General features: G+C 63.5%; 10 protein-coding genes. 4 read left to right on the forward strand and 6 right to left on the reverse strand.

Annotation, left to right across the window (positions count from 1 at the left end; all coding sequences use genetic code 11):
• Positions 1 to 97: 97 nt before the first annotated feature.
• Positions 98 to 1,219, forward strand: a complete 1,122-nt coding sequence (locus ACOJCM_RS09195) for a phospholipase D-like domain-containing protein (protein WP_445211758.1) — start codon at positions 98 to 100, stop codon at positions 1,217 to 1,219.
• 98 nt (positions 1,220 to 1,317) lie between these two features.
• Here the strand turns inward: ACOJCM_RS09195 and ACOJCM_RS09200 are convergent, their stop codons facing one another.
• Entirely contained in the window at positions 1,318 to 1,980 is a 663-nt protein-coding gene (locus ACOJCM_RS09200) for a YecA/YgfB family protein (RefSeq protein ID WP_445211759.1), read from the reverse strand.
• 111 nt (positions 1,981 to 2,091) lie between these two features.
• On the opposite strand from ACOJCM_RS09200, the gene ACOJCM_RS09205 reads away from it, so the two are divergent.
• Both ACOJCM_RS09205 and acs read left to right on the forward strand, forming a co-directional pair.
• On the forward strand, positions 2,092 to 2,643 hold the full coding sequence (locus tag ACOJCM_RS09205) for a SprT family zinc-dependent metalloprotease (RefSeq protein ID WP_445211760.1): 552 nt from the start codon (positions 2,092 to 2,094) through the stop codon (positions 2,641 to 2,643).
• 170 nt (positions 2,644 to 2,813) lie between these two features.
• Complete coding sequence (gene acs, locus ACOJCM_RS09210; protein ID WP_445211761.1) at positions 2,814 to 4,760, forward strand: acetate--CoA ligase; 1,947 nt, start codon at positions 2,814 to 2,816, stop codon at positions 4,758 to 4,760.
• A gap of 75 nt (positions 4,761 to 4,835) precedes the next feature.
• Here acs and ku (ACOJCM_RS09215) read toward each other — a convergent pair whose 3' ends face one another.
• The 5 genes from ku (ACOJCM_RS09215) to ACOJCM_RS09235 all read right to left on the reverse strand — a co-directional run bounded on the left by ku (ACOJCM_RS09215) (position 4,836) and on the right by ACOJCM_RS09235 (position 10,187).
• Complete coding sequence (gene ku, locus ACOJCM_RS09215) at positions 4,836 to 6,032, reverse strand: non-homologous end joining protein Ku (protein ID WP_445211762.1); 1,197 nt, start codon at positions 6,030 to 6,032, stop codon at positions 4,836 to 4,838.
• Positions 6,025 to 6,801, reverse strand: coding sequence for a non-homologous end joining protein Ku (gene ku, locus ACOJCM_RS09220; RefSeq protein ID WP_445211763.1), 777 nt, complete (start codon positions 6,799 to 6,801; stop codon positions 6,025 to 6,027). The genes ku (ACOJCM_RS09215) and ku (ACOJCM_RS09220) overlap by 8 nt, the downstream gene beginning before the upstream one ends.
• Positions 6,801 to 7,022 (reverse strand): hypothetical protein, encoded by a 222-nt coding sequence (locus ACOJCM_RS09225; protein ID WP_445211764.1) that lies wholly within the window; start codon positions 7,020 to 7,022, stop codon positions 6,801 to 6,803. The genes ku (ACOJCM_RS09220) and ACOJCM_RS09225 overlap by 1 nt, the downstream gene beginning before the upstream one ends.
• A gap of 24 nt (positions 7,023 to 7,046) precedes the next feature.
• Complete coding sequence (gene ligD / locus ACOJCM_RS09230; RefSeq protein ID WP_445211765.1) at positions 7,047 to 9,593, reverse strand: DNA ligase D; 2,547 nt, start codon at positions 9,591 to 9,593, stop codon at positions 7,047 to 7,049.
• Between the two features lie 141 nt (positions 9,594 to 9,734).
• The gene (locus ACOJCM_RS09235; RefSeq protein ID WP_445211766.1) at positions 9,735 to 10,187 is read right to left on the reverse strand and encodes a hemerythrin domain-containing protein; all 453 of its coding nucleotides are present in this window, start codon (positions 10,185 to 10,187) and stop codon (positions 9,735 to 9,737) included.
• Between the two features lie 280 nt (positions 10,188 to 10,467).
• On the opposite strand from ACOJCM_RS09235, the gene ACOJCM_RS09240 reads away from it, so the two are divergent.
• Positions 10,468 to 11,760: an ATP-grasp domain-containing protein gene (locus ACOJCM_RS09240; RefSeq protein WP_445211767.1), complete on the forward strand. Its 1,293-nt coding sequence runs from the start codon at positions 10,468 to 10,470 to the stop codon at positions 11,758 to 11,760.
• Positions 11,761 to 11,767 lie beyond the last annotated feature (7 nt).

Consider the following 11,767-nt stretch of genomic DNA (forward strand, 5'->3'; position numbering starts at 1 on the left):
GGGGCCAGTATAGCCATGCGCCCGGCGACGGTCAGGTGCTTTCCCTTATTGTGTAAACGTGCGTCAATCATTCAAGGAAGGCGACGGGAGGCGTTTCATGCATGGCGTGTGGCGGGATGGCAATCGGTTCGAGCTATTGGCGGAGTCGTCGTGCTTCCTGCCGGCGATGTTCACGGCCATCGAGGAGGCCCGCCGCTCGATCCTCATCGAGCTCTACCTGATGGAGTCGGGTCGCTTGGCCACAGCGCTGATCGATGCGCTGTGCCGGGCCGCTGAGCGCGGTGTGGCGGTTGCGCTGATGCTCGATGCCTACGGCGCCATGGGGCTTGGCGGCGAGGATCGGCGCCGCCTGGAGCAGGCCGGCGTGGCGTTGCGCCTGTTCAACCCGCTGGGGCTGCGTTCGCTGACGCGCAACCTGACCCGCGATCACCGCAAGCTAGTGGTAATCGACGGGCGCGTCGCCTTCACTGGCGGCTTCGGCGCGGTCGACGAGTTCCTCGAGGCCTGGTACGAAGTGGCGGTACGCATCGAGGGGCCGGTCGTCGCCGATTGGGTGCGGCTGTTCTCGCGGTTGTGGGATTCGCCGCTGACGCGTGGAAAAGGCGAGACGGCCCTGGTGCGACATCTGCAACTCGAGGTCAAACCCCACGAGGACTATCATGGCATGCGTGGTCGTGTGGTGTGGGGTCAGGGCTATCGCTACCAAGCCATTCGCCACTCACTGTATGGGCGAGTGTCGACGGCCCAGCGCCGCATCTGGCTGTGCACCCCCTACTTCGTGCCGACTCGCAGCCTGCGCAGGCGCCTGGCACGTGCCGCTCGCCGCGGCGTCGACGTGCGCCTTCTGCTGCCCGGCCGCGATCACGACCACCCCTGGGTACGCTATGCCGGCCAGCGGTTCTACCGACGCCTTTTGCGCGCCGGTGTCCGCATCTTCGAGTTTCAGCCCACCTTCATTCATGCCAAGTTCTCGCTGGTCGACCAGTGGTCGAGCCTGGGCTCGTGCAATTTCGATCACTGGAGCCTGCACTGGAACCTGGAGGCCAATCAGGAAGTGGATGACGCCCGCTTTGCGGGTGAGGTGGCGGCGCTGTTCGAGCGCAACTTCACCGCCAGCCGAGAGATCACCTATCAGGGGTGGCTACAGCGTCCGCGCTGGCAGCGTTTCAAGGAGTGGATCTTCGGCAGTTTCGATGCCTGGCTGACGCGGCTGCGCTAAAAACGTCTAGGTATGACGTGTCTTGGTCACGCCACGATACGGCGATGGCGAGCGGCCCCGGGGAGCCGCATGAGTTTAATCGCGTCAGGGAAGGCCATCTAACGCTTGCCGCCGTGCTTGCCCTGGCCAGGGCCGCGTCCGGCGGGCTTCTTCTTGCGCGGTACGGGCTTGGGGGTTTCCGGCGGCACGCGGTAGTGCAGGTAGAGGTCCAGCACCAGGTCCGGCAGCTGGCCCACCAGCGACTCCAGGCGGGAGGTATCCTTGACCATCTCGGCCATGTCCGGCTCGTCGTCGAATAGTCCGGATAGCGCCATGAAGGGAAGCAGCAGGGTAGCCACGCTCTCCTCGTCCTGCTCGAACCAGGCCGCCTCGTCGAGGAACACGCCCTCCATGAAACCCGCGCACCAGTCGCCGATGGGGGTCTCTTCCGGCGGCAGGCCGTCCAGGGTCGGCTCGAAAGGCAGCTCGGGCAGCCCTCCCTGCTCCAGGGTCTCGATGGCGTTGCGGCGCAGCTTCTCCAGCAGACCGAGAATCTCGCTGCGTTCGTCGGCGTCGGCGAATTCCGGCTCGCCGTGAAACAGTTCGGCTACCCAGGTGGCGCTCTCGACCTCGCGCGGGGCCACGGCCAACGCTACCAGGAAGCCATGAGCCGAGATGAGGTCCAGGGCATCGGGGTCGACGTGCTCGGAGTCGAGGAAGTCGTCGAGGCGTTCGAGCTCGTCATCCTCGAGCAGGGGCTGGGGCAAGGGGGTGTCTGACATCGGGTCTCTCGCATGACGTCTGGGCGGAAAGCGGCCAACGGGGGCTGGACGCCACCGTGGCGAGGCGTCATTTTAGCAGCCTGTCGAAGCCAACGCCGGTCTGAAAGTCCCATGAGACAACCCGCACTCCCCGACCTCTGTCCCGAAGGGCTGGCGAGCCTGGACGAAGCAGCGCTTCATCGGGCTCTGCTGGAACGGGTGGAAGCTGCCTGGCTGCTGTGCCGCCGCTACCACCCCGCGCTGCCGCGGCCCAATGTCTGGTGCGACCTGCGCGGCAAGTGCGCCGGCCAGGCCCACTACGGCCGCGGCGGGCTGCGCTTCAACCCGGTGCTCTACCGCGAGAACCGTCATGCCTTTCTTACCGATGTGGTACCGCACGAGATGGCTCATTGGCTGGTGCGTCACCTGAGCGACGGGCGCCGGGCCAGGCCCCATGGCCATGAGTGGCGCACTGTGATGGAGCGCCTGTTCGGGCTCGAACCGCGGGTGACGCATGCCTTCGATACACGCCGGGCGAGTCCCATGCCCTATCGCTACCACTGCGGCTGCCAGGCGCATTTCTTCACGTCGCGGCGTCACTCGCTGGCACGGGGAGGGCGTCGCTACCGCTGCCTGTCGTGTGCTCAGACCTTGGTATATCAGCCCTTTGTAGGGCATGCGTAACCTTTCACAAATCCATGATTAGAAAAGAAAAAATCGTGATACCAATGTCTAAAGGGAAAGGCCCGTGTCGAGGGTATATGCTGGAAGGCGAATCTGATGCCGGCGCAACCAACAACAAGGCAGCCGGTAACATCCACCGAGAGGGTGCATCTCCTGGAAGAGGCTAGCCAATGACCGATCAGAAAGTCTATCCGGTACGCGACGACTTCGCCGCCAACGCCTGGGTCGATCGCGAGAAGTATCAGGCCATGTACAAGCAGTCCGTCGACGACCCCGAGGGGTTCTGGGCGGAGCAGGCCAAGCGTATCGACTGGTTCAAGGCGCCGACCAAGATCAAGCATACCTCCTTCGACTCCCACAATGTCGATATCCGCTGGTTCGAGGATGGCACCCTGAATGCCAGCGTCAGCTGTCTCGACCGCCACCTGGAGAGCCGGGGCGACCAGACTGCCATCCTCTGGGAAGGCGACGATCCCAAGGATTCCAAGCACGTCAGCTACCGTGAGCTGCACGCCAAGACTTGCCAACTGGCCAATGCGCTCAAGGAGCTCGGCATCGGCAAGGGCGATGTGGTCACCCTCTACATGCCGATGATTCCCGAGGCGGCGGTGGCGATGCTGGCTTGCGCGCGCATCGGCGCCGTTCACTCGGTGGTCTTCGGCGGCTTCTCCCCCGACGCGCTGGCCCAGCGCATCATCGGCGCCGACTCCAAGCTCGTCATCACTGCCGACGAATCGGTTCGCGGCGGCAAGCAGGTACCGCTCAAGGACAACGTCGACGCCGCCCTGACCCGCAAGGGCACCGACGTTTGCGAGAACGTATTGGTGGTCAAGCGCACCGGCGGTGAGATCGAGTGGAAGGAAGGCCGCGACATCTGGTACCACGACCTGGTCGACAAGCAGTCGAGCGACTGCCCGGCCGAGGAGATGAACGCCGAGGACCCGCTGTTCATCCTCTACACTTCCGGTTCCACCGGGGCGCCCAAGGGGCTCAAGCACACGACCGGGGGCTACCTGGTCTACGCCAGCATGACCCATCAGTACATCTTCGATTACCAGGACGGCGAAGTGTACTGGTGTACCGCCGACGTGGGCTGGGTTACCGGCCACAGCTACATCGTCTACGGCCCGCTGGCCAATGGCGCCACTACGCTGATGTTCGAGGGCGTGCCGAGCTATCCCAGCCACGGTCGCATGGGCGAGATCGTCGACAAGCACAACGTCAGCATTCTCTATACTGCTCCGACCGCGATTCGTGCGCTGATGGCCCACGGCGACGGGGTGATGGACAGCAGCAAGCGCGACAGCCTGCGTCTGCTCGGCTCGGTGGGTGAGCCGATCAACCCCGAGGCGTGGGAGTGGTTCTACCGCGTGATCGGCAACTCGAAGTGCCCCATCGTCGACACCTGGTGGCAGACCGAGACCGGCGGCATCATGATCGCCCCAATGCCCGGCGCCACCGACCTCAAGCCGGGCTCGGCCACGCTGCCGTTCTTCGGTGTCCAGCCGGCGCTGCTCGACAACGAGGGCAACGAGCTCAAGGGCGCCGTGGACGGCAACCTGGTGATCACCGACTCCTGGCCCGGTCAGGCGCGCTCGATCTGGGGCGATCATGAGCGCTTCGTGCAGACCTACTTCTCCACCTACAAGGGGTACTACTTCACCGGTGACGGCTGCCGCCGCGACGAGGACGGCTATTACTGGATCACCGGCCGTGTCGACGACGTACTCAACGTTTCCGGCCACCGCATGGGTACTGCCGAGATCGAGTCTTCGCTGGTGGCCCACGAGGCCGTGGCCGAGGCCGCCGTGGTCGGCTTCCCCCACGACATCAAAGGGCAGGGGATCTACATCTACGTGACCCTGACCGATGGCGTCGAACCCTCCGACGAGCTCAAGAAGGAGCTGACACAGTGGGTGCGCAAGGACATCGGGCCGATCGCCTCTCCCGACGTCATCCAGTGGGCGCCGGGGTTGCCCAAGACGCGTTCGGGCAAGATCATGCGCCGCATCCTGCGCAAGATCGCCGCCAACGAGACCGACGGCCTGGGCGATACCAGTACCCTGGCGGATCCGAGCGTAGTCGACGATCTGATCGAGAATCGCGCCAACAAATAAGGAGGCTTCACCTCCTGATTGGCTAGAGCCAAGCGAAAGATCAACTAAGCCGGCCTTCGGGCCGGCTTTTTCGTTTCAGCCGGCGCTGGCGATGGCCTTGGCCAGCTCGGCCTTGCTCATGCGGCTGCGGCCGGGTACGTCGAGCTGCTGGGCGCGTTCGTAGAGTTCGTCGCGAGAGAGGCCTTCCAGTTCGGCGTGGCGGGCCTGGCCGCTCGGTGCGGTCCTGCCGTTGCTGCGCCTGGCTGCCTTCTTGCCCGTGCTGCGCTTGCCCGCTGGGTGCTTCGGCGCCGTGCTGCGCTTGGCTTTGGGTTTGTCATCCTCATCGCGCTTGCCGCCTGTGCGGGCGCTTCCTTCCTCTTGCACGGGCGGGCGACCCTCGGCCAGGCTTTGCTTGAGCACCTGCATCAGGTCGATTACCTCGCCGCCCTGTTCCGGTTCGACGTCGGGCTCGTCCTCCTCGCCCAGGGCGATCACGTCTTCGCCGCGGGCGAGCTTCTCCTCGGCACGCGCAATGATGCGCTGGCTCTGCAGGTCCTGCAGCGCCTCGCGTTCAAGCTCGTCCCCTGACAAGGCGTCGATGGCCCGCTGCATGGCCTTGACCCGCTGCTTGTCGGCCTCGGGCGACTCGGGCAGGTCGATCTCCTCGGGAGCACGCACCTCCTCGGCAAAGCGCAGCGTCTCGGCGCGCAGGATGCCTTTCTCGGCGATGATCGCCACCAGATACTCCTTGCCGCGCATGACGAAGGTGGCGATACCGGCGCGTGCGGCGTCCTCCATGCTCTTCGCCAGCAGGCGGTAGGCCTTGGTCACGCCCTTGTCGGGCGTCATGAAGTAGGCACGCTGGAAATACATCGGGTCGATCTCGTCCAGGCCGACGAAGCGCTTGAGGTCGATCTCCTGGGATTTCTCGGGGGCCAGCGAGTCGAGTTCGCGATCCTCCACCACCACGAACTCGTCCTTCTCGACTTCGTAGCCGCGAATCAACTCATCGTATTCCAGCACGCGTTCCTCTCTCTCACAGAAGTAGCGCCGCGCCAGCGGCGTGCCTTCGCGATCGACCATGCGCAGCGACACCGGCTTGGGTCGGTTGGCCGGGTAGAGGTTGACCGGCAGGCTGACCAGCCCGAAGGTGATGGTGCCCGACCAGAGCGGACGCGGGCCGCTGGCGTGGAAGCGTTTCTTCTCCTCGCCCTTCGCCTGCGGTGCTTTGTCATTGCCCTTATCTTTGCCCCTGGCCTTGGGCTGGCGCTTGCTCTGGCGTGTGTCAGGCACGTTTACGCTCCTTCTTCAGGCTGGCCTCGAGTGCCTTGGACAGGTCGTCGGAGGCCTCGCGGCGACGTAGGGGGGTGACCTTGACGCTTTTGCCGCGACGCTTGGCCTCGATCAGTTCCAGCACCCGCTCGCGATACTCGTCGTGGTATTCCTCCGGGTCGAATTCAGCCTCCAGCATGCCGATCAGCTGTCGCGCCATGTCGAGCTCCCTGGCGTCGAGGGCCTTGCCCTTGGGCGGCTCGAGGGCGTCAACCGGGACCACTTGCTCCTCGTGACGTAGCGACATCAGCATGGGCACGCCGCGATGCACTCGCAGGGCACCGACATAGGACTTCTTGCGCATGACCCAGCGCGCCAGGCCCTCCTTGCCGCCCTGGCCGAGGGCCTCGGCCAGGGCAAAGTAGGCCGATTCACTACCGTCGGGCCCCAGGTAGTAGGGGCGGTCGTACCAGCGGTGGTCGATCACCTGGGGTGGCATGAAGCGAATCACTTCGATATCCCGACCCGAGTCCGGCTCCAGCGCCTCGAGCTCCTCCTTGTCGAACACCACCAGGCTGCCTTCGTCGGTGCGATAAGCGCGCCGGGTCTCGGCATAGGGCACCACATCGTCGGTGTCAGGATTCACCATGGCCTGCTTGACCGGCGAGCGATCCTTTTCGTGAAGCAGTCGGAAGTGCACGCTGCGATCCTGTACCGCCGAATAGAGCTTCACCGGGACCTGGACCTCGCCGAAGCGAATCACGCCTTTCCACATCGCACGTGCCGCCATCAGCTCCCCTCCCGGTGGCTTTGGTCGTTCCCGGCACGGTTGTCTTCCTCATGGCATTCTGGGCACACCGTCTCGCGGTTCTCGAAGCGTGCGGCAACGCAGGCCGGACAGATCGGTCGGTCGCAATAGATGCAGTGATAGCCCGCTTCGTAATGGAAAGTGCACAGGCAGAACTGGCACGTCTCGGGACCGGATTCGAGCCACCATGGCGCTTCGCTCATGTCGTTCTCCTCCCTTGGTGCCGCTTATTTCACACCGAACTGGTTGAGCAGGCCGGCATCCAGCGGACGCGCTGCCTTGGCGAAATCGGCCCAAGGGTCTTCGCGCAGGGCCGCAAGCCGGCGGCGCAGGTTCTCGACGTTGTAGCGGTCGGAACGCAGCGCGGCGTTGAGTTCATCCCAGCGGATCGGCACGGCGACCGGGGCATTTCTGCGCGCACGCACCGTGTAGGAAGCCACCGCCGTGGCCCCGCGACCGTTGCGCAGGTAGTCGATGAAGATCCGTCCCTCGCGCTTGGCCTTGGACATGTTCGTCGTCAGCCGTTTGGGATCGTCCAGGGCATGGGCTTCGGCGAGTGCCTTGGCGAAGGCCTTGGCTCGGTCCCAGTCGGCAGCGGGCTCCAGCGGCACGACCAGATGTAATCCCTTGCCCCCGGTAGTGCGCAGGAAGGCGGTCAACCCCAGCGACTCGATGCGTTCGCGCAGGGTACCGGCGACACGCAGGATCTCCTTCCAGGCAATGCCTTCGTCGGGGTCGAGGTCGAACACCAGATTGTCAGGCTGCTCGAGATGGTCGATGTGACTGCCCCAAGGGTGTATCTCCAGCGCCCCGGCTTGTACCAGGCCCACCAGGTCGGCGGCGGACTCGACGTAGACGTACTCTGCGCTGCCTTTCTTCTCGGGTACGTCGACGCGGGGTACGCTGGCCGGGATGGCGCGGCGCGGATGCTTCTGGAAGAAGCATTCGTCGTCGCGGCCCTGGGGGCAGCGCACCAGCGACAGCGGCCGGCGGGCCAGGTGGGGCAGGACCCATTCATGGATCTGGTCGTAGAACCGCGCCAGGTCCAGCTTGGTCAGCCCTTGCTCCGGAAACAGCACGCGCTCGGGGCTGGTGAGGCGAACGCCGCGCAGCGAGGTCTCGCCCTTGCGTTTGCCGGCGTTCGGCTTGCGCGGTTTGTGCTCCTCTTGGGGCGAACCATCGGCGGCCATCTGCTTGGTCGAAGTCATGCGGATCTCCTTCGGATTGCGGTCCTCGCGCAGGCCGCGGAAGGCCGGATGGCGTAGCCGGCCATCGCGGGTGCGCTCGGTGAACTCCACCTCGATGACGAGCTCGGGGCGCACCCAATGCACCGAACGGCTGTCCGGCACGCTGCCATGAAAGGGTGAGCGCTTGATCTCGAGTTCCTGGAGAGTGGCGCTGAGACGCTCCAACAGGCGATTGTTGAAGCCGGTGCCCACGCGCCCGGCATAAATCAGCCCCTCCTTGCCGTAGGCGCCCATCAACAGCGAGCCGAAGCCGCTGCGCGAGCCGCCGGGGTCGGTATACCCCCCGACCACGAACTCCTCATGGCTGACGCACTTGACCTTGAGCCAGTTACGGCTGCGCTTCTGCTGGTAGCGACTGTCTGCGCGCTTGCAGATGATGCCCTCGAGTCCCATGTGGCAAGCGCGCTCATGGAACGCCTGGCCCTGAGTGGCAATATGATCGGAGTAGCGAATGGTGCCCTCCTTCATTCCCGCAGCGGAAAGCAATGCTGCCAGGGTGCGCTTGCGCTCGAGCAGGGGCACGTCGGCCAGGTCGTGGTCCGCCAGGTAGGGCAGGTCGAAGAGCTGGTAGACCAGGGAGCCGGTGCGGCCGCTGGATAGGGCTTCCTGCAGCTGGCCGAAGCGGCTGACGCCATCCTGGCCCAGCGCCACGACTTCGCCGTCGAGCAGCGCCGAGTTCACTGGCAGCGCTTTCAGCGACCGGCCGATCTCGGGAAAGCGGTGGGTCCAGTCCTTGCCATTTCGGGTGATGAGGCGTACGTCGTCCTGCTCGATGCGGGCGAGCAGACGGTAACCGTCGAGCTTGATCTCATGAATCCAGTCACCCTGTTTCGGCACCTCGCGGGCCAAGGTGGCAAGCTGCGGCTTCACCTCGCGCGGTAGCTTCGCCCGCCGGGCGCCCTCGAGGCCGCTGGGATCGGGTGGGGCGAGGGGCTCCCGCTCGTCGTCGGAGGACAAGGTGGCGGCGCGATCCTCGGCGATTTCGTTCATGCTGCGTCCGCTGGCGATGCTCTCGTCCAGGTCGGCCGTCAGCGACTCATTCATGCGCGGCTTGTCGTCGTGACGCTTGATCATCAGCCAGTTGCGGCCATGCTTGTCCTGGCGCTTGCCGCTCATGCGGGCGAGGGTCCAGCTGCCCTTGAGCCGCTCGCCCTCGAGCTCGATATCGATGCGATCCGGCTTGGGTCGTCCCTTGAGCCGCCAGGTGCCGCGATCCCACAGCATGACGGTACCGCCGCCGTAGTCCTTTTCGGGGATGATGCCCTCGAAGTCGCCGTATTCGAGCGGGTGATCTTCCACCTCTACGGCCAGGCGCTTCTCACCGGGGTCGAGGCTCGGCCCCCTGGGCAGCGCCCAGCTGCGAAGTACGCCGTCCTGCTCCAGGCGCAGGTCGAAGTGGTCGTGGCTTGCCGCGTGCTTGTGCATCACGTAGCGATCGCCCGCCGAGACGTCGCCGGATGTGCTGCCGGCGGGCTCCCGTGTCCGCGTGAAATCACGTTTGCGACGATACTCCTCGAGACGTTCCATTGGCTCCGTCCTTGGCCATTTCGAGGCAAAACCCCCTTGCTTCAGCCTAGTCCTGCTTGGCCCCCGGGCCAAACCGCCTGTTAACGCAACGGGCCCCGGCATCCTGCCGGGGCCCGTCATGACCGCATACTAATCAACGGATCAGGCCGCCATCAGCTCTTTTTTACGTGCCTGCATCTTCTCACCAAGCTCTTCGAGCTGGCGCTCCGACATGGTTTTCCTGGCCTGGGGGAACATTTCTTCCTCTTCCTCCTCGGCATGATGTTCGATCAATTCCTTCAGCACCTTGGCTCGCCCGGAGAATTGGGTGCCGGTGGGGTCGGCCTGCTTGAGGTCGGGCAAGACCAGATCCTCGACGGCGCGATGCTCCTCATGAGCCTCGTAATACATCTTGTCGTTCGCCTTGCCGCTGGCCTCCTTGAAGGCGGGGTAGAATATCTCTTCCTCGATTTGGGTATGGACCTGCATCTCCTTTTCTATCCTGGCCAGCAACTCGGGCCGTTTCTTCTCGGCGCGTTCGGTAGTGCTGACCAGCTGCTCCAGCAGGTCGCGTACCTTGTCATGGTCTTCCTTGAGCAGATCGAGGGCGTTCATGATGTTACCTCCTGTAGACATCGTTTCGGGCTTACGCCATGTGCCGGGCGGCTCGTGGCCTGTGGCCTTCAGATTCAAATTAGCTCCCTTTCGGGGAGTGTCAAACTCCTGCGTCGGCAAGGTGCATTGCGTACCGTTTTGTTTCTACCGGTGCTGATGGGTAAAGAATCGTCCAGGCCATGGAACCCGGGAAGGGGTCTGGATATCTTGAGAGGGGTAAAGGGAAAAAAGGGGAGCCGCGCGCTGTGGCTCCCCATAGTACTGTCAAGGAGATAGCTGCATGAAAAGGAACATTTTTGTCGTGGCGTTGGAAGACTACCAACGCCAGGAACTCGAGACGATGCGCCACGCCGATGAGTTCGAGGTGCACAATCTGTTGTCGGTCAAGACCGCTGTCGAGTCACCCAACTTCTCATTCAATGCCCTGCTTGACGAGGCTCGCAGCAGGCTCGAGGCCTTCCCGGGGTCCATCGATGCCATCGTAGCCCAGTGGGATTTCCCCACCAGCGTCCTCGTCCCGATCCTGTGCAAGGAGTACGACATTCCCTCGCCATCGGTCGAAAGCGTACTCAAGTGCGAACACAAGTACTGGAGCCGGCTCGAGCAGCAGAAGGTCGTTCCCGAAGTCGTTCCCGCGTTCTGCGGCGTCGATCCGTTTGCCGAGGACCCGCTGGCACAGGTCACCCTCGAATATCCCTTCTGGATCAAACCGGTCAAGGCGTTCTCTTCCCATCTCGGTTTCAAGATCGAGAACGAAGAGCAATTCCACGCAGCGATTGAGGAGATCCGCGAAGGCATTCGCCAGTTGGGCGATCCGTTCAACGAAGCGCTTCGCCATGTCGATCTGCCGCCGGAAATACAGAAAATGGACGGCAACTCCTGTATCGCCGAACAGCTCGTTGCCGGTGTCCAGGGTGCGCCGGAAGGCACGGTGTATCGTGGCGAATTCAACGTTCACGGCATCATATCGCAGCCTAACACGGAAGTGAGTGACGCCCCCTATGACCGAATCGAATACCCCAGTCATCTACCCGAGCCGCTTCACCACAAGATGATCGAAGTATCCAAGAAATATCTCGAGCACATCGGCTACGACAACGGCTGCTTCAATGCCGAATTCCTCTGGGACGAAGAGACGGACCAACTTTGGCTGATCGAAGTGAATACGCGTATTTCACAGTCGCATAGCGAGATTTTCATTATGGTCGACGGTATGTCGAACCACGAGGTGGCTGTGGATATCGCCTTGGGTCAACGCCCCTCGCTGGTAAACCGGCAGGGGGATTATCCGGTGGCTGCGAAATGTTTCATTCCCTACAAGCATGAAGACGGCATCGTGCGGCGGGTTCCCAGCGAGGAGGAAATCGAAGCGTTAAAGCAACGCTATCCAGGCACCATGGTGCGTCTCGATGTGGTGCCTGGTGATCGCCTCGGGGAGCTGATGCATCAGGACAGCTTTAGCTATCGCCTGGGAACCCTCTACATTGCGGGTAAGGATCACGATGAGGTGGACGAGCGATACAAGGCGTGCCTCAAGGAACTCAAGTTCGAGATCGAACCCGTTACCGGCTGACAAGGAG

The organism is Billgrantia hypersalina (assembly GCF_052584175.1).

Excerpts from the sequence above, each read along its gene's own strand:
- ACOJCM_RS09195 (WP_445211758.1), top strand. The coding sequence starts at position 98 with ATGCATGGCGTGTGGCGGGATGGCAATCGGTTCGAGCTATTGGCGGAG.
- ACOJCM_RS09200 (WP_445211759.1), bottom strand. The coding sequence starts at position 1,980 with ATGTCAGACACCCCCTTGCCCCAGCCCCTGCTCGAGGATGACGAGCTC.
- ACOJCM_RS09205 (WP_445211760.1), top strand. The coding sequence starts at position 2,092 with ATGAGACAACCCGCACTCCCCGACCTCTGTCCCGAAGGGCTGGCGAGC.
- acs (WP_445211761.1), top strand. The coding sequence starts at position 2,814 with ATGACCGATCAGAAAGTCTATCCGGTACGCGACGACTTCGCCGCCAAC.
- ku (WP_445211763.1), bottom strand. The coding sequence starts at position 6,801 with ATGGCGGCACGTGCGATGTGGAAAGGCGTGATTCGCTTCGGCGAGGTC.
- ACOJCM_RS09225 (WP_445211764.1), bottom strand. The coding sequence starts at position 7,022 with ATGAGCGAAGCGCCATGGTGGCTCGAATCCGGTCCCGAGACGTGCCAG.
- ligD (WP_445211765.1), bottom strand. The coding sequence starts at position 9,593 with ATGGAACGTCTCGAGGAGTATCGTCGCAAACGTGATTTCACGCGGACA.
- ACOJCM_RS09235 (WP_445211766.1), bottom strand. The coding sequence starts at position 10,187 with ATGAACGCCCTCGATCTGCTCAAGGAAGACCATGACAAGGTACGCGAC.
- ACOJCM_RS09240 (WP_445211767.1), top strand. The coding sequence starts at position 10,468 with ATGAAAAGGAACATTTTTGTCGTGGCGTTGGAAGACTACCAACGCCAG.